Source organism: Mycobacterium sp. SM1, assembly GCF_018361265.1.
GTDB lineage: Bacteria > Actinomycetota > Actinomycetes > Mycobacteriales > Mycobacteriaceae > Mycobacterium.
Genome location: NZ_JAFLNH010000001.1, coordinates 1,096,688 through 1,116,821, shown reverse-complemented (window position 1 = coordinate 1,116,821; position 20,134 = coordinate 1,096,688). Strand labels below are relative to the sequence as shown.

Below are 20,134 nucleotides of genomic sequence, written 5' to 3'. Positions count from 1 at the left end.
TTGCCGGACAGTGTGTGAGACATGACCGAAACACCAGAACCCATCACCGGGCGAACCCCGCCCGTCACTACTGCACCGCACCAACCCAATCGGCTCTACCAGGCTGCGGCCTGGGTGGCGATCGTCGCCGGCACCGTGTTCGTCGTCGCGGTCGTGTTCTTTAGCGGCTTCGTCCTGGGCAGGCACGCTGGGCCACACCACTTCCTTCCCCGTCACCAGCACCACAACGCCGTGTTTCACCCGCGCCATGCGCACCGGGGGCCAGGGCCGGTGACACCGGGAGGCCCGGCCCGTGGGCCGGGCGGCCAGATTCCCGGCCCCGGCCAGCCGCCGGCCTCCATCGCACCGTCGGCCCCTTAACCCGAACGTCAGGCAATCGGATGCGGCCCGGCGCTCTCCAGAGGGCGCCGGGCCGCGCCCGTCCGACGGCGTGTCGGGAGTGGGCGCCGTGACGGCAATTCTGCTCGACACACACCTCCTGCTAGGGCTGGTCGCAGCGCCCGAGCGCATCCCGTCGTCTGTTCGCGACCAACTGGCCGACCACAACAACGACCTGCTCGTCTCCGCGGCCTCAGCCTGGGAAATCGCCATCAAGACCGGATCGGCCGGCTTGGTTGCATGGCGATAGTATTCGATATATCGTTACATATCGGAATGATGTGCCGTCTCCTGTGGGAAAGCGACCTACGACCATGAGCCAACCACCAGCACCGAGCGGATGGCAGCGCGGACGCACCAAGACAGAACAGCAGACAGGGAAAGCGGAGGCGCTGACCGATCCTCTTACCCGCGGCGAGCCAGCAAGCAGCGGTGACGACGTACCGGTCGAGCTTGAGGCGATGGCCGAGCCCCCTCGTGCGCAACAACAAGCACGGCCGCAAGCCAGCGCGGAGCTTTATGAAGAGCTTCATGAAGACGTAGATGAAGACGTAGATATTTCTGATATTTCTGATATTTCTGACGTTTATGCCGGTTATGCGGGCGATGGTCCGGTCGAGTGGGAATCCGATGACCGCGAGGAGCCCGATGATGTTGAGGAACCGGACTACGACGAGGAGCCCGACTACGACGAGGAGTCCGAATTCAAGCCCGGCTATGACGAAGAGCCCGATTTCGGCCCTGGCTTCGGCCCCTTCGACCGCGATGCAGGGCCCGGCCACCATCCCGGCCCGGGCCGCGGCCTCGAACCTAAGCTCGCCCCAGGCCCCAAACATGGTCCTGGCCGCCATCCAGGACCGCCCCACGAACACGGTCCCGGCTTCAAGAAACTCCCCGGAAAGAAGGCTCCCGGAAAGAAGGCTCCCGGAAAGAAGGCTCCCGGAAAGAAGGCTCCCGGAAAGAAGGCCCTTGGCAAGAAGGTGCCAGGGCCGAAGGGGCACGTTGGCCACCCTCCGCGACCACCGCATGAGGCCGGCTCTGGGCATCCCCCGCCACCGCCGCACGAGCACGGACCTGAGCGTGCCGGGGAAGCGGGTTTCGACCTCAGGCGCGGCCCCGGTTTTGGTTTCAGCTTCGGCTTGGGCGGCACTGGCGCTCGCCAGCGCAGCTTCGGCTCCAGCCGCCGTGGCCGTCGCGGCGATGTTCGCGCGGCCATCTTGACTCTGCTCGCCGAGCGCCCCATGCATGGTTATGAGATGATCCAGGAGATTACCCAACGCAGTCAGGACCTGTGGCGGCCCAGCCCGGGCTCGGTTTACCCGACGCTGCAGCTATTGGATGACGAAGGACTAATCACCGGCTCCGACAGTGAGGGCAGCAAAAAGCTTTTTGAGTTGACCGATGAAGGTCGTGCCGCCGCTGAGAAGATCAGGAGGCCCCCGTGGGAGGAAATCACCGAGGGCGTCGACTCAGGTCAGGTCGACCTGCGCACGGCGCTGGGTCAATTGTTCGGGGCGGTGGCGCAATCCGCGGATGGGGCCAGTCCGCAACAGCAGCAGCGCATTCTGGCCATTCTCAAGAACGCCCGCCGCGAGATCTACACGTTGCTCGCTGAATCCGAATAGCTGTGGTGACGAGCACCCCGAACGCCGCGAAGAGCGAGGCAATCTTCCGGGGGCTGTCAACTGTTGCGGCGTGGGTGGTCGGTAGTTGTCGGTGGTGTGCTGTAGGAACAGGGGTGTGAATCTGGCGGTGTGGGCTGAGCGCAACGGTGTTGCGCGGGTGGCCGCGTATCGCTGGTTCCACGCCGGGCTGTTGCCGGTGCCCGCCCGGCGAGTGGGTCGGCTGATTGTGGTGGATGAGCCGATCGGCGCGGCTGGCCGAAGATCACGCACGACCGTGTACGCGCGCGTCTCCTGGGCTGATCAGAAGGCTGATTTGGATCGGCTGGTGGCGCGGGTGACCGCGTGGGCCACGGCAAAACAGATCCCGGTCGACACGGTGGTGACCGGGGTTGGTTTTGCGCTCAACGGGCACCGCCGGAAGTTTCTCGCCGTACTGGGTGACCCGACGGTGAGTCGGATCGTGGTGGAGCGCCGGGATCGGTTCTGCCGGTTCGGCTCGGAGTACGTGCAGGCGGCGCTGGGCGCCCAGGGCCGTGAGCTGGTGGTGGTCGATTCCGCTGCAGTCGATGACGACCTGGTGGGCGATATGAGCGAGATCCTCACCAGTATGTGCGCTCGGTTGTATGGCAAACGCGCTGCGCAAACGGGGCCAAGCGCGCGCTTGCGGCCGCGGCGTCCGACGAGGTGGGGGTGGCCTGAGATGCCGCGTTTCGAGGTGCCCGACGGCTGGTGTGTGCAGGCGTTCTGTTTCACGCTGGACCCGACCGGGGACCAGGCCCGCGCGCTGGCGCGCCATTTCGGGGCCCGCCGCAAGGCCTACAACTGGGCCGTCGCCACGCTGAAAGCCGATATCCGGGCGTGGCACGCCACCGGTGTCAAGACCGCGAGGCCATCGCTGCGGGTGTTGCGGAAACGCTGGAATCAGGTCAAAGACGAGGTGTGCGTCAACAGCCAGACCGGCGCGGTGTGGTGGCCCGAATGCTCGAAAGAGGCCTACGCGGGCGGGATCGCCGCCGCGGTGGACGCCTACTGGAACTGGCAGAGCTCCCGATCGGGCAAACGCGAGGGCAAGCCGATGGGCTTCCCCCGGTTGAAGAAGAAAAGACGCGCCGCCGAGCGGGTGACGTTCACCACCGAGGCGATGCGCGTCGAACCGGATCGCCGGCATGTCGCCTTGCCGGTGATCGGCACCGCCCGCACTCATGAGAGCACCCGCCGCATCGAGCGACTCATCGCCAAGGGCCGCGCGCGGGTGCTGGCGATCAGCGCGCGGCGCGACGGCGCCCGACTCGACGCGAGCGTGCGGGTGCTGGTGCAGCGGCCGATTCAGCCCGGCGTGGCGCTGCCCGAGTCGCGGGTCGGTGTCGACGTCGGGGTGCGCCGGCTGGCGAGCGTGGCCAGCGCCGGCGGCGGCGTGATCGAACAGGTGGCTAACCCGCGCCCGCTGGGCGCGGCGCTGCGCGAATTACGGCGGGTGTCGCGGGCCCGTTCACGCTGTGTGAAAGGCTCCCGCCAATATCGTGAGCGCACCACGCAGATGTCTCGGCTGTATCGCCGGGCCAACGATGTCCGCACCCATCAGCTGCACGCTCTGACAACACGATTGGCCAAAACCCACGGCCGGGTCGTGGTGGAAGGATTAGACGCCGCCGGGATGCTGCGGCAAAAGGGCCTGCCGTGGGCTCGCGCCAGACGGCGCGGACTCTCCGATGCCGCCCTGGGCACCCCGCGGCGGCACCTGGCCTACAAAACGGGCTGGTACGGGTCACGGCTGGTGGTCGCTGACCGCTGGTTCCCGTCGTCGAAAAAATGCCATGCCTGCGGGCATGTCCAGGACATCGGATGGGACGAAAAGTGGCAATGTGCCACGTGTTGGCGGTCCATCAGCGCGATGACAACGCCGCGATCAACCTCGCGCGCTACGAAGAAACCATTAGCGTCGTCGGCCCAGTTGGGGCCGCCGTCAAGCGTGGAGCCGACCGTAAGACCCGGCCTGGCCGGGCAGGTGGCCGTGAAGCGCGGAAGGGACGCGGCCGCAAGGCCGCCGAACAACCCCGAGACGGGGTGCAAGTCGCGTGACCGCTAAAGATCACTCACTTGCAACGGCTTCTTATTCGGTCCACAAAATCAGGTTCCATGGCGGAAACCGTTTGAGCGGTCCCGCACATGGACCATGATTCAAGGCATGAGTGAAACACCTGAAACCCCGACCCAACAGAAGCCGACTTCTGCCGCCCCGCAGGTACCGCCAGCGGGTGGCCCACCAGGGGCCGCGGCGCCATGGCAGCCGGCACGGCCGAGCGGGCTTTACAAAGTTGCGGCGTGGGTCGCAATTGTCGCCGGTGTTGTCTTCATCGTCACGGTGATCTTTTTTAGCGGCTTTACGCTCGGTAGGCACTCCCACGGGTACTGGTATCAGCATCCTCGCCACGGCATGTTTATGCCCGGCGGCCCATCGGGCGGATCCCCGATGGGCCCAATGGGCCCGGGACAGTGGCTGTTCGTCTTTCCCGGCGGACCGGCGGGTCCCATGGGCCCGGGTATGGGCCCGGGCATGGGGCCGGGAGGTCCGGGTATGGGCCCGGGCATGGGGCCGGGAGGTCCTGGTATGGGGCCGGGTATGGGCCCGGGAGGGGCTGGAACCACCAGTCCGTCGACTCCCGCACCACGTCCCTGATCCTGAATTTCTGGATGGGCCGGTGACTTGACCGGCGCGTAAATGCTCGTAACTGCCGGTGTCCGGCCGGCACGCGCGACACGGGTGGCCCGGCGCTCGACACCTCGATAGCAACGGTTCACCGACCGGCTCCCACACCGGGCTGATCCGGCTGGTTACGCTGGAAAGCACGGACTGGCGGTTCCAGCTTCTGTTTGGTCGCCGGGGTTGGCATGATCAACCCATGAGCATCGAAGTCGTTTACACGGCAGAATCCACGGCGACCGGCGGCGGCCGCGACGGTCATGTCAGGTCAGCGGACGGCCGCATCGACTTTGACACGACACCGCCGAAAGCGATGGGCGGCAGCGGCGAGGGCATCAACCCCGAGCAGCTCTTCTCGGCCGGATACGCGGCCTGCTTCCTTGGCGCGTTGCGGCTGGTCGCCCGAAACGCCAACGTCAAGCTTGACGACGCGACCTCCGTCACCGTGCGGGTGGGTTTCGGCAAGGATTCCGAGGGCGGATTCGGATTGACCGGAAACATCGTCGGCTACCTGCCCGGCCTGCAGCAGAGCGTCGCCGACGATCTGATGCGCCAGGCCCACCAGGTGTGCCCGTATTCCAAGGCCACCAATGGGAACGTGGACGCAACGATCTCCGCGCAGGTCTAGTGGTGGTCGCCCCGGGTTTTCGCGCCGTGGCCGCTGCCGCCGTGGCGGCGGGGTGGCTGACGGGCTTGGCGGCGGGGCCGGTGGTGTCCGCGGCGGCCGGCCTATCGGAGCCGGGTGTGGTGAACTACGCGGTGCTGGGCAAGGGGTCGGTGGGCAACATCGTTGGCGCCCCAATGCGGTGGGAATCGGTGTCGACCGAGCCGTACCAGGCGTATTGGGTCGATGATCCGGTCTGCAATAACTGGGCCGATATCGGGCTGCCCGAGGTGTACAACGACCCGGACCTGGCGTCGTTCAACAGCGCGGTCACGCAGACGTCGGCGACCGACCAGGCACACTACGTCAAGCAGGCTGTCGGGGTCTTTGCCACCATTGACGCGGCGAACCGGGCCTTCCATCGGGTGGTTGACCGGACCATCGGCTGCTCCGGGCAGACGACGGCGATGCATCTGGACAACGGCACCACCCAGGTGTGGTCCTTTGAGGGCGGGCCGGCGACCGCCACCGACGAGGCGTGGACCAAACAGGAAGCCGGTACCGACCGTCGCTGCTTTACCCAAACCCGGCTGCGGGAAAATGTGCTGTTACAGGCCAAAGTTTGCCAGTCGGGCAACGGCGGTCCGGCGGTCAACGCGCTGGCCGGAGCCATGCAGAACACCCTCGGCCAGTAATGCGGCGCCGAGTTGAGAATCCGCTGTGCGGCACGTCCCGACGTTCTCGGCAGGTGTCGGTGCCCGCTGACAGAGGGACCGGGTGGGTATTGTGCGGCTAACCGCGCAACAGTGCAGCACGCACGCGGCGCGGACTCGAAGGGATCAAGGACATGGCGTTGGTGCCGCAGCTGGATAGCGCCCGCGTGGGGGCGAACGAGTTGGCCGGCTCGCAGGCCGCCGCGGACTACATCGCCGAGACGTGTTTGGCCGATGCCCCGCTTGGACGGGTCGGTTTGGAGGTGGAAGCCCACTGTTATGACCCGGACGATCCGCATCGCCGGCCGGGCTGGGACGAAATAACCGACGTTCTTGGGGGGCTTCCGGTGCTGCCGGGCGGCAGCGCGGTCAGCGTTGAGCCCGGCGGCGCCGTGGAGCTATCCGGTCCGCCCGTCGCGGGGGTTGCGGCGGCGATCGACAACATGACCCGCGATCAGGCGGTGCTGCGGACGGCTTTCAGCGAGGCCGGCCTGGGACTGGTGCTGTTGGGCAGCGACCCGCTGCGACCGCCGCAGCGGGTCAACCCCGGCGCACGCTACCGCGCCATGGAGCAGTTTTTCGCTGCCACCGGCACCGGGGCGGCCGGCGCGGCGATGATGACGTCGACCGCGTCGATCCAAGTGAATCTCGATGCCGGTCCGCAGGCCGGGTGGGCGGCCCGGGTACGGCTGGCGCACGCACTGGGGCCGATGATGATCGCCGTAACCGCCAACTCACCGCTGCTCAACGGGCGGTACTCCGGTTGGCTGTCAACCCGCCAACGGGTGTGGGGGGAGCTGGACTCCGCGCGCTGCGGACCCGTCCTGAGCGTCGGCGAAGAAGATCCCGCAACCGACTGGGCGCGCTACGCGCTCAAGGCGCCCGTGATGCTGGTGCGCAACCCCTCGGGTGGTGTCGCCGTGCCGGTGACGGCGTATGTGCCGTTCGCTGACTGGGCCGATGGGCGGGTCCCGCTGGGCGGGCGCCGGCCCACTGCAGCCGATTTGGACTATCACTTGACCACCCTGTTCCCGCCGGTGCGTCCGCGAGGCTGGCTGGAGATCCGTTACCTCGACGCCGTTCCCGATGCCCTGTGGCCGGCGGTGGTGTGCATGCTGGTGGTGTTGCTTGACGACCCGGCAGCCGCCGGCGTCGCCGCCGAGGCGGTCGAACCGGTCGCGACCGCCTGGGATACGGCGGCGCGCATCGGCCTGCGTGACCCGCGGCTGTATGAGGCGGCCAACCGATGCGTGGCGACCGCTGCCGAGCGGGCACCGGCAGAACTCAGCGAGACGATGCAACGGTTGATCTGCGCCGTCGAGCGGGGCCGCTGCCCGGCCGACGACTTCTCCGAGCGAGTGCTCAACCACGGCGTCGCGCCCGTGGTCGCACAATTGGCGCGGGGGCGCCCATGAGCCTGCGGGAAGGGCTGGCCCGTGATCTGACACGGGCTCGCGAGCGGACGCTGCGGCTGGTCGATTTCGATGACGCTGAACTGCGCCGGCAATATGACCCGCTGATGAGCCCGCTGGTGTGGGATCTTGCGCACATCGGTCAGCAGGAAGAACTGTGGCTGTTGCGCGGCGGCGACCTCAACCGGCCCGGGATGTTGCCGCCGGGGATCGACGGCCTCTACGACGCATTTGCCCACCCACGGGCCAGCCGCGCGAACCTCCCGCTGTTGCCCCCGGGCCAGGCCCGAGCGTACTGCCGGACGGTGCGAGCCGCCGCCCTGGACGCCCTGGATGCCCTGCCCGAGGACAGCGCGGCCGGGGATGCGGGCTTTGCGTTCGGGATGGTGATCAGCCACGAGCACCAGCACGACGAGACCATGCTGCAGGCGTTAAACCTGCGTCCAGGGGCACCGCTGCTCCAGTCGACGGCCACGCTGCCGGCTGGACGTCCCGGGCTGGCCGGGACGTCGGTGCTGGTATCGGGGGGGCTGTTCGTGCTCGGCGTCGACGCCGGGAGCGAGCCGTTCTCGCTGGACAACGAACGCCCCGCTCACGTGGTTCACGTGCCGAGCTTCCGGATCGGCCGGGTGCCGGTCACCAATAGCGAATGGCAGCACTTCATCGACGACGGCGGCTACCACCAGCCGCGGTGGTGGTCGGAGCGCGGGTGGGAGCACCGTCGGCGGGCCGGTTTGACCGCGCCGCAGTTCTGGAACGACGACGGCACCCGCACCAGGTTCGGCTGCGTGGAGGAGATTCCCCCCGACGAACCGGTCCAGCATGTCAGCTATTTCGAGGCCGAGGCCTACGCCGCCTGGGCGGGCGCCCGGCTACCCACCGAAATCGAATGGGAGAAGGCGTGTGCCTGGGATCCCGCCACCAACATCCGCCGCCGCTACCCGTGGGGATCGGAGGAACCTTCCGCACAACGCGCCAACCTCGGTGGCGCAGCGCTGCGCCCCGCACCCGTCGGCGCCTACCCGGCCGGTGCCTCCGCGTACGGAGCCGAGCAGATGTTAGGTGACGTCTGGGAATGGACCAGCTCACCGCTGCGACCCTGGCCGGGATTCGTCCCGATGATCTACCAGCGTTATTCGCAACCATTCTTCGGCGGCGACTACCGGGTGCTGCGCGGCGGCTCGTGGGCGGTGGAACCGGGCATCCTGCGGCCCAGCTTTCGCAACTGGGATCACCCGTATCGCCGGCAGATCTTCTGCGGAGTCCGGTTGGCGTGGGACGTCCCCGATGCCGGGGACACCGGCTGATGTGTCGGCATTTGGGGTGGCTTGGCCGGGAGGTCAGCATCTCCTCGCTGGTCTTGGATCCGCCACAGGGTCTGCTGGTGCAGTCCTATGCGCCGCGCCGGCAAAAGCACGGCATGCTCAACGCCGACGGGTGGGGAGTGGGGTTTTTCGACGGGAGCACGCCGCGGCGCTGGCGCAGCACCGCACCGCTGTGGGGTGACGCGTCGTTCGCCTCGGTTGCACCCGCGTTGCGCAGCCGGTGCGTGGTCGCGTCGGTGCGCTCGGCGAGCGCAGGGATGCCGATCGAGCCCAGCGCCACCGCGCCGTTCACCGACGGTGTTTGGCTACTGGCACACAACGGAATCGTCGACCGGGCAGTGCTGCGGACTACGACGATGCCCGAATCTATATGCGACAGTGCGCTATTAGCGGCTCTGATCTTCTCACGCGGTCTGGACGAGCTAGCGGAAACCATTCGGCAAGTCGGGGCTGCTGATCGAAATTCTCGGTTAAACATATTGGCAGCAAATGGTTCTCGGATGCTGGCAACCACGTGGGGAGACACGCTGTCGATTCTGCGTCGCGACGACGGCGTGGTGCTTGCCAGCGAGCCCTACGATGATGACGCCGAATGGGAGGACGTGCCGGACCGTTGCCTCGTCGAGGTCACCACGCAACGCGTCACGGTGACCACGTTGGACGGGAGAGGATCCCGATGACGCTGTCGCTGTCGAATCATCTGGGCGCCGACTCGGCGTATCGCGCACTGTGCCGCGACGTGTCCGAAGGTCTGCTTAAAACACCGAAGTCGCTCCCGCCCAAATGGTTTTACGATTCCGTCGGCAGCGAGCTGTTCAACCAGATAACTCGGTTGCCGGAGTATTACCCGACACGCACGGAGGCCGAAATCCTGCGTGCCCGTTCAGCGGAAGTCGCCGCCATCAGCGGAGCCGACACCCTGGTCGAGCTGGGCAGCGGCACGTCGGAGAAAACCCGCATACTGCTGAACGCGCTGCTCGAGTGTGGATCGCTGCGGCGCTTTGTGCCGTTCGATGTCGACGCGCGTATGCTTGAGGCCACCGCGACCGCCATCGCACGCGACTACCCGAATATCGAAATCGACGCCGTCTGTGGGGATTTTGAGAAACATCTGGAAAAGATTCCCGGCGGTGGCCGCCGGCTGTTCGTGTTTTTAGGTTCCACGATCGGCAACCTCACGCCGGGACCCCGTGCGGACTTCCTGGCGACGCTGACCGCTGTATTGCGCCCCGGGGACAGCCTGCTGCTCGGCACCGACCTGGTCAAGGACGCCAACCGGCTGCTGCGGGCCTATGACGACGCCGCGGGGGTGACCGCCCGGTTCAACCGCAACGTGCTTGCCGTCATAAACCGCGAACTTGACGCCGATTTTGACATCGGCGCCTATCAACATGTCGCACGCTGGAACGCCACCGAAGAGCGCGTCGAGATGTGGCTGCGCACAGACACGCCGCAGCAAGTTCGGGTGAGGGCTTTGAACCTCACCGTCGAGTTCGCCGTGGGTGAGGAGATGCTCACCGAGGTGTCGTGTAAGTTCCGGCCCGAGGCGGTGTCCGCAGAGCTGGCCGCGGCGGGACTGCGTCAGACTCGCTGGTGGACCGATGCCGCCGGCGACTTCGGGGTGTCACTGGCGGTCAAATGAGCTCCTGTGGCCGTGTCTCGCTCGGCCCTCGCCGCGGCCTTAATGGCCGCGGTGCCGGTGCGCATGACGTTTTGGGGCCCGCCTACGCCGCCACCTCCCAGGTATGTACCGGCTCGTTGGTGTGCATGCGCTCGCAGTACCGTCGCAGCATCTCGGCCAGCGCTGCGAGCCGCGTCATCCCGCGCTCTTGCAGGGCGCCCACGGTGGACACCTGCCAGTCGGCGCCGGTGCGGCCGGTCCTTGCGCGGCCCTCGATGACACCGAGGAAACGGTCTCGCATCTCGACGGCAACACCCCACCGTCGCAGGCCCTCGTCGGCCATCGGCAGCAACTGCCGCAGCACCAACTCCTTTGCCGCCATCTCCCCAAGACCCGGCCAGTACAGCCGGGCACCCAGACCGCGGCGCGCGGATTCGAGGAAATTAGCCTGGGCGGCTCCGAAACTCATCGTGGCCCACAGCGGGCGCTCCTCCTCGGACAGGGCGCGCAGCATGCCGTAGTAGAAGGCCGAATTCGCCAGCATGTCGATGACGGTAGGTCCGGCGGGCAGCACCCGGTTTTCCACCCGCAGATGCGGACGCCCATCGACGACGTCGTATACCGGGCGGTTCCACCGGTAGACGGTGCCGTTGTGCAGGCGCAGCTCCGGTAGTTGCGGGGCGCGTCCGGCGGCCAGCTCGGCGACCGGATCCTCGTCGGACATCTCGGGCAGCAGCGACGGGAAGTACCGGATGTTCTCGTCAAACAGGTCGAGGATGGAGGTAATCCAGCGCTCACCGAACCACACCCGCGGTCGCACGCCTTGCGCCTTCAGCACCTCCGGGCGGGTGTCGGTGGCCTGGGTAAACAGTTCGACGCGGGTTTCGGCCCATAGCCGGTGTCCGAAGAAGTACGGCGAGTTTGCGGCCAACGCCAGCTGCGGCCCAGCCAGCGCTTGCGCGGCGTTCCACTTGCCGGCGAAATCATCAGGAGACACCTGAAGATGTAATTGCATGCTGGTGCAAGCGGATTCAGGAGCGATGGACGTGGAGTGCAAACTTAGGGGCTCCGGGCCGCCGATGTCGATGTGGATGTCCTCCCCGCGGGCGGCGAACACGGCGTCGTTGAGTGCCCGGTAGCGTGCCGACTCGCTCATCCACTCCCCGGTCAGGTGTTCGGGCATCAGTGTGGGCAGGATGCCGATCAGCACGGTATGGGCTCCGCCGGCATTGGCCTTGGCCTCGGCGGCATTCAGGCTGGCACGGATGTCGGCTTCCAGTTCCAGGCTGGCATGTCCATCAAGGGGCCGGGGTGGCACATTGAATTCGATGTTGTAGGCGCCTAATTCGGTCTGGTAGGCCGGGTCGGCGATAGCGGCCAGCACCCGTTGATTCGACATGGCGGGCTGATAGTGGGCGTCAACGAGGTGGCATTCGATTTCCATGCCGGTAAGCGGGCGATCGACCTCGAAGCTGGATTGCGAGAGCATGGTCTCGAAGACGTCCACACACAGCTGCAGCTTGCGCCGGTATTCCTCGCGGTGCGCGTCGTTGTAGCTGGTGCGCTTGACTTTCTCGCCCACACCGTCGATGCAACAGCTTCACCGGCGGCTACGCAACCGGGGTGCCACCTTTGACCTCACCGTTGCGATGGACGCAACGCGTCACGGCCGGCGCCAACCCTTCGGGTGGTTCACGCCACCACCTGGGCCATGATGGACGATTGCATGCAGTGAGCCCCGTCACCCGAAGGAGAGGAACAGTTGGCCGAGTTCGTCGCCTCCATCGACCAGGGCACCACCAGCACCCGCTGCATGATCTTCGATCACAGTGGCACCGAAGTGGCCCGCCATCAGCTCGAGCACCAGCAGATCCTGCCGCGCGCGGGCTGGGTCGAGCACAGCCCCGTCGAGATCTGGGAGCGCACCGGGTCAGCGGTGATGTCGGTGCTGAATTCCGGTAATTTATCGGCTAAAGATATTGCTGCACTGGGCATTACGAACCAACGTGAGACTACGCTGGTGTGGGACAGGCACACCGGACGGCCTTATTGCAATGCGATCGTTTGGCAGGACACCCGCACCGACCGCATTGCGGCAGCTCTGGATCGCGACGGCCGCGGAGAAGTGATCCGCCGCAAGGCGGGCCTGCCGCCGGCGACCTATTTCTCGGGCGGGAAATTGCAGTGGATTCTGGAGAACGTCGATGGGGTGCGTCAGGCTGCCGAACGCGGTGACGCCCTGTTCGGCACCGCCGACACCTGGGTGCTGTGGAACCTGACGGGTGGTCCGCGCGGCGGGGTACATGTCACCGATGTCACCAACGCTAGCAGGACCATGCTGATGAACCTGGAAACCCTGGACTGGGACGATGAACTGCTGTCGTTTTTCGGTGTTCCCCGGCAGATGCTGCCGGCGATCGCGCCGTCGTCGCCGCGGCAACCCTACGGGATTACGCTGAAATCCGGGCCTGTTGGCGGCGAGGTGCCAATCAGTGGAATCGTTGGCGACCAGCACGCGGCGATGGTTGGCCAGGTATGTCTGGCCCCGGGAGACGCGAAAAATACCTACGGAACCGGTAATTTCCTGCTGCTCAACACCGGCGAGAAGATCGTGCGGTCACGCAATGGACTGCTGACCACCGTCTGCTACCAATTCGGTGACGCGAAACCCGTTTATGCTCTGGAAGGTTCGATAGCGGTAACCGGATCTGCGGTGCAGTGGCTTCGTGATCAGCTCGGAATCATCAGCAGTGCGGCTCAAAGCGAAATGTTGGCCAGTCAGGTCGAGGACAACGGTGGAATATATTTTGTTCCCGCATTTTCCGGTTTGTTTGCTCCGTACTGGCGATCCGATGCCCGTGGTGCGATCGTGGGCCTTTCGCGCTACAACACGAATGCGCACCTGGCGCGCGCGACGCTGGAGGCGATCTGCTACCAAAGTCGTGATGTAGCCGACGCGATGGAAGCAGATTCTGGTGTTCGCCTTGAGGTTTTGAAGGTCGACGGCGGCGTCACCGCCAACGACTTGTGCATGCAGATTCAGGCCGATGTGCTCGGGGTGCAGGTGGTGCGACCGAGGGTCACCGAGACCACCGCTCTGGGCGCCGCCTACGCGGCGGGCCTTGCGGTCGGGTTCTGGGCGGACCCGGACGACCTGCGGGCTAACTGGCAGGAGGGCAAGCGGTGGAGGCCGACGTGGACCGCCGAGCAGCGCGCCGCCGGATACACGGGCTGGCGCAAAGCGGTGCAACGCACACTGAACTGGGTCGACGTGTCCTGATGCGGTGCGCCGCCATTACGTGCAGCGCGATGGCGATGCTGGCGGCGCAGCGGCCTCGACATCCTCGCTGCCACGGCGAGGATGTGACATTGTCTATTCGTCTGTTCCCGTGACTGTTCCCGTCTCTGTTCCCGCGGCTTAACGACGCGGGAAGGCCCCACCACCGCTGGGCGGTGGAGCGTGCTGCGGCTGCATTGGCGGGGGTTGCGCGGGGGGTGGCAACTGCGCCGGCGAAGGCCAAGCAACGGGTGCGCTGGACGGTGGCCACGGCGCCTGCGGGGCAGGTGGCCAAGCGGCGGGCCCGGTAGGTGGCGGCCGCAGGCGCGCCAGCTCGCGGCGGTGCCGCTCGGCGAGTACGGCGGCCAGCATCAGTTGCGGTGGAGTACCCGGCGGTGGCGGTGGCGCGATGCGGGCCAGTACATCGCCGGCGATCCGATAGGCCATTTGCTCGCGCAACTTTGGGTCGAGTTGTGGTGCCCGCGAAAGGAACTGGCGCGCAACCTCGGCTTGGCGCGCGCTCAGGCCGGACAACTGCAGCGAGGATGCCCACCATGCCAGCGACGGCGGCATCTCCGGGGCCGGGCCCAACCGTGGACCGCGTTCGTTGATCACCACCGTGCCGGCGAAGATGTCGCCGATACGTTTGGCTTTCGGCGACAATAGACTGCAGATCACCGCCGGACTCCCCGCTAACATCCAGATCTCCACCACCGACGCCAGCGCGCGAAACAGCGCCTGCCGGAAGCGTTCCGGACCCCCATCGTCGGACACGACTCGCAAGCCCATCACGATTTTGCCGATCGAGCGACCCCGGGTTGCCGTTTCGAAAATCAGCGGGTATCCAACCAGCGCCACTGCCGTGTAGATGATCAGAACGGCGGCGGTAAGCGCGTCGTCAAACCGGGTCAGGGTAGCCGCCCACAGCATCAAACCGAGCAGGTAGCCCACGATCATTACCGCGATGTCGATCAGCGCGCCCAGCGCGCGCACCGGCAGCTGCGCAATGCGCACGTCAAGCACGACGGCGTCGCCGGTCACCACCTCCGACATACAGCAAACGCTACCTGGTTTGTCGCGTGGCGACCCGCCGCCCTCGGCTGCGCCGAGTTTGCGATCGCCACGGGTTTGTCGCGTGGCGACCCGCCGCCCTCGGCTGCGCCGAGTTTGCGATCGCCACGGGTTTGTCGCGTGGCGACCCGCCGCCCTCGGCTGCGCCGAGTTTGCGATCGCCACGGGTTTGTCGCGTGGCGACCCGCCGCCCTCGGCTGCGCCGAGTTTGCGACCGCCACGGTAGGCTGCGCAGGGTGGATGTCGACGCGTTCGTGCTGGCCCACCGCGCCGTGTGGGATCGGCTCGAGCGGTTGATCGATAACCGTCGGCGGCTCAGCGGCGCCGAAGTCGACGAACTGGTCGAGCTCTACCAACGGGTATCCACTCACCTGTCGATGCTGCGCTCGGCATCGTCGGATCCGGTGTTGATTGGGCGGCTCTCGACACTGGTTGCGCGTGCCCGAGCGGTGGTCACGGGTGCGCACGCCCCGCTGGCCGCTTCGTTCACCCGCTTCTGGACGGTGGCCTTCCCGGTGGTGGCCTATCGCGCGTGGCGGTGGTGGCTGGCCACGGCAGTGGCGTTTTTTACCGTTGTATTGCTCATCGCCGTGTGGGTGGCCGGCAGCCCGGAGGTGCAGTCCACTATCGGAGCACCCAGCGACATAGACGAATTGGTCAACCACGACTTTGCCTCCTACTACCATGAGAATCCCGCCGGGTCGTTCGCCCTGCAGGTTTGGGTCAACAACTCCTGGGTGGCCGCCAAGTGCATCGCGTTCGCCGTCCTGCTGGGCGTGCCGATCCCGTTCGTGCTGTTGCAAAACGCCGCCAATCTGGGAGTCATCGCCGGTTTGATGGTTCAGGCCGGCAAGGGTGCCATCTTGCTCGGCCTGCTCACGCCGCACGGGCTGCTCGAGCTGACAGCGGTGTTCTTGGCGGCGGCCGCCGGAATGCGGTTGGGATGGTTGGTGATCTCTCCCGGTTACCGCCCGCGCGGGCAGGTGCTCGCCGAGCAGGGGCGTGCCGTGATCGCAGTCGCTGTGGGGCTGGTGGCCGTATTGCTGGTATCGGGGTTGATCGAGGCGCTGGTGACTCCGTCACCGCTACCGACGGTCCTTCGGGTCGCCATCGGCGTCATCGCGGAGGTGGCCTTTTTGTCCTACGTTGTCTACTTCGGGGGCCGGGCGGCGCGCGCCGGCAGAACCGGCGATATCGAGGACGCGCCCGATGTCATCCCGACGAGCTAAACACCGTGCCGGAGGCGACGGTATGCATACCAGGCCACGCAAAATGTGTGAGCCTTTGGCGGTGGAACCTCAAAGCCGCCCAGCGGCTTTCATCGCCAGGTAGCGGTCGGCCAGCGCCGGCGCGAGTGCCGTGGGCGCAGCATCGACCACCGCCACCCCGCCGAGATGCAGCCGCGACGCGATCACCTGCCGGTCAATGCGGGTCCGTTCGGCTGCCGCCGCGTCGTACACCGCGGCGGCGTCGGCTCGCCCACCGGCCAGTTCATCGACACGTGGGTCGGCCACCGCGGCCAGCAGAACGTGATGCCTGGCCGTCAATTGCGGCAACACCGGTAGCAGACCTTCCTCGAGTGCGGTCGCGTTGAGGTCGGTCAGCACCACCACCAGCGCACGCCTGCGGGCACGCCGGATTATGGTGGCCACCATTGCACGCCAATCCGGTTCGACGAGAGCCGGTTGGAGCGTGGCCATCGCCTCGACGAGTTGGGGGAGAACGTCGGCGCGTGACGCGCCGAATACACCGGCGCGAGCGACCCGATCGTAGGCCAGAAAGTCGACATGGTCGCCGGCTCGTGACGCGAGGGCGGCCAGCAGCAGCGCCGCGTCCATTGACCAGTCCAGGCGGGGCCAGCCGGCAGGATCGTCGGCGGTGGGGTCGACACCTACGCGGCCCGCCGCCGTGCGACCGGTGTCGAGCACGATGACAACGCGCCGGTCTCGTTCGGGCCGCCAGGTGCGGACCATGACGTCGGCGCGACGTGCGGTGGCGCGCCAGTCGATCGAGCGGACGTCATCGCCGACGACATACTGCCGCAGTGAATCGAATTCGGTGCCCTGCCCGCGGGTCAGCGTAGGCAACAGGCCGTCGATCTCGCGCAGTTTGGCCATCCGCGACGGCAGGTGCTTGCGGGACAAGAACGGCGGCAGCACCCGGAGCTGGGCGGGTACGAGTTGCGAGCGTTGCCGCCCGGCCATCCCCAGTGGGCCGATTGAGCGCGCAGTGACTGCGGCCGAACGCTGGTCGCCACGGCGAGCCGGCCGCAGCTGGGTGTCGACGCGTAGGCTGTGCCCAGCGGGGATGTCTACGGCGTGGATGTGCGGATGGGCGCGCGCGCTGGGTGTCCAAGCGTCACGAACCTGGCCGCGGAACCTGCGCCGGCCGCCGTTGTGGATTATCAGGCCGGCGCGCACCGGCTCGCCAAGCCGGGCCATAGCAGGGCCTGTCCTGGTGAACCGTAACTCGCGGGTGCTGGCCGCTAATCCGGCGTCGAGGGTTACCGCGGCCGCCAACGCTATCAGCAGGGCAGCGAAAGACGTTGCTGGCCAAGGTGACAAAGCTATCGGAAGGACGCCGATCAGCGCCGCAAGTCCGGTGCGCCCGGTGATGATCACTAGCGCGGCACGGGAACTGAGGCCAGGATTCCCTCGAGAATCCCGTCGGCCGTGGCACCTTCGAGCTCGGCTTCCGGGCGCAGCACCACCCGGTGTCGCAGCGCTGGCCGCGCCATGGCCTTCACGTCGTCCGGGGTGACATAATTACGCCCAGACAGCCATGCCCACGAGCGGGCCGAGGCCAGCACGGCGGTAGCGCCGCGCGGTGAAACACCCAGGCGCAGGGCGGGGGAGCCGCGAGTGGCCGCGACAATGTCGACGATGTAACCTAGCACCTCGTCGGCGACCAGCACCTGTGCCACCGCATCACGGCCGGCGGCCAGCTCCGCGGGCCCGGCCACCGGGTTGATCGCGGAGAGGTCGCGCGGGTCGAAGCCGCGGGCATGCCGGCCCAGGATTGCGATCTCCGAGTCTCGCGGTGGCAGCGGCACGGTCAGTTTGAGCAGGAACCGGTCGAGTTGGGCCTCGGGCAATTGATAGGTGCCCTCGTATTCGATCGGGTTCTGGGTGGCCGCGACGATGAACGGGTCGGGCAGCGCTTTGGGTTCACCGTCAACGCTGACCTGACGCTCTTCCATGGCTTCCAGCAGCGCGGCCTGAGTCTTGGGGGGTGTGCGGTTGATCTCATCGGCCAGCATCAGATTGGTGAACACCGGACCGGCCCGGAACACGAACGCGGCGCTGCGTGCGTCGTAGACCAGCGAACCGGTGACATCGCCGGGCATCAGGTCCGGGGTGAATTGCACCCGTTTGAACTCCAGCCGCAAGGCCGCGGCCAGGGCACGAACCAGTAGTGTTTTCGCCACTCCGGGAACGCCTTCCAGCAGGACGTGGCCCCGGCATAACAGCGCTATCACCAGGCCGCTGACCACGGCATCCTGCCCGACAACGGCCTTGGCGATCTCGGCGCGCAACGCCAGCAATGCTTTTCGCGCCGATTCTGCCGTCGCGCCGAGTGCCGATGCGGAAGCGGGTTGTGTCACAAGCGGGTGACCTGCCTTTCGATCTCGTCGAGTACGCGGGCAAGCTGCAGAAGATCGGTGTCGGTGGCCGGCGGTGGGCCGAACAGGTGGTGCGCCAACCAGTCCGAGCTTATCCCGGTGCGTTGCGCGACGGCGGCTACCACCACCGAAGCGGGTGTGCCGGCACCCAGCCCGAGCCGGGGTAGTAGCCGCCGCAGGGACGCGGTGCGCAGTGCTTGCGCGGCACGGTCGCGGGCGCGTCTGGATCGGTATAGCCGGCCACGCCCTTCGACCGTTTCCGATGCCCGCACGACGACGGGTAAGTCCTCGGCAACCAGCGGGCCGATCCGCCGGCCCTGCCACAGTGCGAGCAGTGCCACCACCAGCCATAGCTGCCAGAAAACCCAACTAACATTGTCCGGAATGACATCGAAAATTGTTCTTGAAGAAGGTGTTTCACTCTCAGCTCGTTGGGGGGCGAACCAGACGAGGCGAGGGTGGGCACCGGCGAGGTTCATCGCCAGCGCCGCATTGCCCGCACGCGGCAGCCCTTTGTTGGTCATGAAATCGCTGTTGCCGATCGCGGTGATGGTGCGCTCGCCGTCGCGGTAGCGGACCAGCACCCCGCCGTAACAGCTGGTCAACGCGGTGCCGTTGGCGGCGACATAGGTGGCACTCGGCCCAAATTGCACCGACCCAGCCCGATCCGCCTCCCGCAGAGAGCAATTCGGCATACCATCGACAACACTGATGCCGCCGCTGCGTAGCTCTGGCGCCAGCGCCGCTCGAGCGTGTGACGTGGGTTGCACCAGCAGCACATCGCCGGGGGCGCTCGCCAGCCGGCCTAGCAGTGCGTCGCTGGTCAGGTGCTGAGTCTGGGCCACCAGCAGCAGTGCGCCGGGGCGCGCAGCGCGCTCGACATCGGCGACAGTTGTGGCCACGACCACCTCGACGCCGTGGTCGCGCAGCAGCGCTGCCAGGGCGTGAGCGCCGTCGGGTCCGGTGGCCGCCGCGTCCATCCGGCCGCCGGGCCGCGGCGCGGCCAAAAAGGTGCCCAGCGCCGCGACGGCGACGATGGCGATCAGCGCTGCCGCCGGCCCCCGCCAGGTACGCCACCGTCGCAGCACGCGGTGGGCGGTGGGTTGGGACCGCGGTCCGGCGACCGTCATCGGATCGGTGTCCACGAGGTCAACGCTTCCGCCCGGGCGCCACCGGACGGCCCCGTGGATGAACGGGACCGGAGCTGATCGTCGAGGTCGACGATCAATCGGTATGCGGCCAGGGTTCCCGGGCATTCGCCGTAGGCAGCGTCATTGAAAATCGTCGCTGCCTGGTATAGCTCGTGAGCAAGGTGCGGCAAGGAAGCCGCGGCATCCTGGGCAAGCTCGATGGCTGTTCGGCCGGCGGCCGGGTTGATCACGCCGCTTTCCTCCAGCTGGCGAGCGACGGCGCGCATCCGGTGCCGGATCGCAGTGGCCCAATTTCCTGTCGCCGCATAGTTTTCAGCGGCAATACGATGTTGGTCGGCGCTGAGCTGGGTGGTGTCGAGCAGCTGGCGGTCGGGGGTGGTGCGCATGCTGCGGCGGATGGCGTGTAGGGCGACCATGACCGCGATCACCAGCATGACAACCAGTACGGTGATCGCGAACCATCCGCCGGGTATCGAGGCCCCCTTTTGTATCAGGCGGTACAGCAGCTCATCACCCCAGTCGTGGAATCGTTGGACCGGTGACTGTTTGGGATAGATCGCCTTGGCCAGTTCCTGCTGTGCGGCCTTGCGGGCGGTGTCGCGGTCAATGTCGATAGTGGGCATCCTCAGCCGGT

Annotated in this window: 17 protein-coding genes and 2 pseudogenes; 13 read left to right on the top strand and 6 right to left on the bottom strand. The window is 66.8% G+C overall.

Annotation, left to right across the window (positions count from 1 at the left end; all coding sequences use genetic code 11):
* Nucleotides 1-21 precede the first annotated feature (21 nt).
* The 11 genes and pseudogenes from MSM1_RS05230 (at nucleotide 22) to egtD (ending at nucleotide 10,400) form a co-directional block, all read left to right on the top strand.
* Entirely contained in the window at nucleotides 22-360 is a 339-nt protein-coding gene (locus tag MSM1_RS05230) for a hypothetical protein (RefSeq protein ID WP_213440505.1), read from the top strand.
* Nucleotides 361-448: 88 nt separating this feature from the next.
* Complete coding sequence (locus MSM1_RS05225; RefSeq protein WP_213440504.1) at nucleotides 449-628, top strand: hypothetical protein; 180 nt, start codon at nucleotides 449-451, stop codon at nucleotides 626-628.
* A 730-nt stretch (nucleotides 629-1,358) separates the two neighbouring features.
* Nucleotides 1,359-2,003, top strand: coding sequence for a PadR family transcriptional regulator (locus MSM1_RS05220; protein WP_213441459.1), 645 nt, complete (start codon nucleotides 1,359-1,361; stop codon nucleotides 2,001-2,003).
* 115 nt (nucleotides 2,004-2,118) lie between these two features.
* Nucleotides 2,119-2,702 (top strand): annotated as a pseudogene (locus MSM1_RS05215) (IS607 family transposase).
* A gap of 1 nt (nucleotide 2,703) precedes the next feature.
* A pseudogene (tnpB, locus tag MSM1_RS05210) lies at nucleotides 2,704-4,082 on the top strand (IS607 family element RNA-guided endonuclease TnpB).
* 821 nt (nucleotides 4,083-4,903) lie between these two features.
* Nucleotides 4,904-5,332: an organic hydroperoxide resistance protein gene (locus MSM1_RS05205; protein ID WP_213440503.1), complete on the top strand. Its 429-nt coding sequence runs from the start codon at nucleotides 4,904-4,906 to the stop codon at nucleotides 5,330-5,332.
* Nucleotides 5,333-5,358: 26 nt separating this feature from the next.
* Nucleotides 5,359-6,003 carry a sensor domain-containing protein gene (locus MSM1_RS05200; protein ID WP_213441457.1) on the top strand — a complete coding sequence of 215 codons (645 nt, stop codon included), beginning with the start codon at nucleotides 5,359-5,361 and terminating at the stop codon, nucleotides 6,001-6,003.
* Between the two features lie 152 nt (nucleotides 6,004-6,155).
* Complete coding sequence (gene egtA / locus MSM1_RS05195) at nucleotides 6,156-7,436, top strand: ergothioneine biosynthesis glutamate--cysteine ligase EgtA (protein WP_213440502.1); 1,281 nt, start codon at nucleotides 6,156-6,158, stop codon at nucleotides 7,434-7,436.
* Nucleotides 7,433-8,740 (top strand): ergothioneine biosynthesis protein EgtB, encoded by a 1,308-nt coding sequence (egtB, locus tag MSM1_RS05190; RefSeq protein ID WP_213440501.1) that lies wholly within the window; start codon nucleotides 7,433-7,435, stop codon nucleotides 8,738-8,740. Before egtA ends, egtB begins: the two co-directional genes overlap by 4 nt.
* A complete protein-coding gene (gene egtC, locus MSM1_RS05185; RefSeq protein ID WP_213440500.1) occupies nucleotides 8,740-9,438 on the top strand; it encodes an ergothioneine biosynthesis protein EgtC in 699 nt (232 codons plus the stop codon). Before egtB ends, egtC begins: the two co-directional genes overlap by 1 nt.
* On the top strand, nucleotides 9,435-10,400 hold the full coding sequence (gene egtD / locus MSM1_RS05180; protein ID WP_213440499.1) for an L-histidine N(alpha)-methyltransferase: 966 nt from the start codon (nucleotides 9,435-9,437) through the stop codon (nucleotides 10,398-10,400). Before egtC ends, egtD begins: the two co-directional genes overlap by 4 nt.
* An 82-nt stretch (nucleotides 10,401-10,482) precedes the next feature.
* On the opposite strand, the gene MSM1_RS05175 is transcribed toward egtD, so the two are convergent.
* Entirely contained in the window at nucleotides 10,483-11,961 is a 1,479-nt protein-coding gene (locus MSM1_RS05175) for a glutamate-cysteine ligase family protein (protein ID WP_213440498.1), read from the bottom strand.
* 180 nt (nucleotides 11,962-12,141) lie between these two features.
* Here MSM1_RS05175 and glpK point away from each other — a divergent pair, with 180 nt between their 5' ends.
* The gene (glpK, locus tag MSM1_RS05170) at nucleotides 12,142-13,659 is read left to right on the top strand and encodes a glycerol kinase GlpK (protein ID WP_213440497.1); all 1,518 of its coding nucleotides are present in this window, start codon (nucleotides 12,142-12,144) and stop codon (nucleotides 13,657-13,659) included.
* Between the two features lie 138 nt (nucleotides 13,660-13,797).
* Here glpK and MSM1_RS05165 read toward each other — a convergent pair whose 3' ends face one another.
* A complete protein-coding gene (locus MSM1_RS05165) occupies nucleotides 13,798-14,709 on the bottom strand; it encodes an RDD family protein (protein ID WP_213440496.1) in 912 nt (303 codons plus the stop codon).
* Between the two features lie 254 nt (nucleotides 14,710-14,963).
* Here MSM1_RS05165 and MSM1_RS05160 point away from each other — a divergent pair, with 254 nt between their 5' ends.
* Nucleotides 14,964-15,956, top strand: a complete 993-nt coding sequence (locus tag MSM1_RS05160; RefSeq protein WP_213440495.1) for a stage II sporulation protein M — start codon at nucleotides 14,964-14,966, stop codon at nucleotides 15,954-15,956.
* A 69-nt stretch (nucleotides 15,957-16,025) separates the two neighbouring features.
* On the opposite strand, the gene MSM1_RS05155 is transcribed toward MSM1_RS05160, so the two are convergent.
* Genes MSM1_RS05155 through MSM1_RS05140 form a run of 4 tightly spaced genes read right to left on the bottom strand, consistent with a single transcriptional unit; the run spans nucleotide 16,026 to nucleotide 20,123 of the window.
* Entirely contained in the window at nucleotides 16,026-17,348 is a 1,323-nt protein-coding gene (locus tag MSM1_RS05155) for a DUF58 domain-containing protein (protein ID WP_213440494.1), read from the bottom strand.
* Nucleotides 17,348-18,331: a MoxR family ATPase gene (locus tag MSM1_RS05150; protein ID WP_213440493.1), complete on the bottom strand. Its 984-nt coding sequence runs from the start codon at nucleotides 18,329-18,331 to the stop codon at nucleotides 17,348-17,350. Before MSM1_RS05150 ends, MSM1_RS05155 begins: the two co-directional genes overlap by 1 nt.
* The gene (locus MSM1_RS05145; RefSeq protein WP_213441455.1) at nucleotides 18,328-19,479 is read right to left on the bottom strand and encodes a DUF4350 domain-containing protein; all 1,152 of its coding nucleotides are present in this window, start codon (nucleotides 19,477-19,479) and stop codon (nucleotides 18,328-18,330) included. The genes MSM1_RS05150 and MSM1_RS05145 overlap by 4 nt, the downstream gene beginning before the upstream one ends.
* Nucleotides 19,476-20,123 (bottom strand): DUF4129 domain-containing protein, encoded by a 648-nt coding sequence (locus tag MSM1_RS05140; RefSeq protein ID WP_213440492.1) that lies wholly within the window; start codon nucleotides 20,121-20,123, stop codon nucleotides 19,476-19,478. The genes MSM1_RS05145 and MSM1_RS05140 overlap by 4 nt, the downstream gene beginning before the upstream one ends.
* Between the last annotated feature and the right edge of the window lie 11 nt (nucleotides 20,124-20,134).

Bases quoted from the DNA above. Each gene is read 5' to 3' on its own strand.
- egtA (WP_213440502.1), top strand. From the start codon at position 6,156: ATGGCGTTGGTGCCGCAGCTGGATAGCGCCCGCGTGGGGGCGAACGAG.
- egtC (WP_213440500.1), top strand. From the start codon at position 8,740: ATGTGTCGGCATTTGGGGTGGCTTGGCCGGGAGGTCAGCATCTCCTCG.
- egtD (WP_213440499.1), top strand. From the start codon at position 9,435: ATGACGCTGTCGCTGTCGAATCATCTGGGCGCCGACTCGGCGTATCGC.
- MSM1_RS05165 (WP_213440496.1), bottom strand. From the start codon at position 14,709: ATGTCGGAGGTGGTGACCGGCGACGCCGTCGTGCTTGACGTGCGCATT.
- egtB (WP_213440501.1), top strand. From the start codon at position 7,433: ATGAGCCTGCGGGAAGGGCTGGCCCGTGATCTGACACGGGCTCGCGAG.
- MSM1_RS05230 (WP_213440505.1), top strand. From the start codon at position 22: ATGACCGAAACACCAGAACCCATCACCGGGCGAACCCCGCCCGTCACT.
- MSM1_RS05205 (WP_213440503.1), top strand. From the start codon at position 4,904: ATGAGCATCGAAGTCGTTTACACGGCAGAATCCACGGCGACCGGCGGC.
- MSM1_RS05145 (WP_213441455.1), bottom strand. From the start codon at position 19,479: ATGACGGTCGCCGGACCGCGGTCCCAACCCACCGCCCACCGCGTGCTG.
- MSM1_RS05140 (WP_213440492.1), bottom strand. From the start codon at position 20,123: ATGCCCACTATCGACATTGACCGCGACACCGCCCGCAAGGCCGCACAG.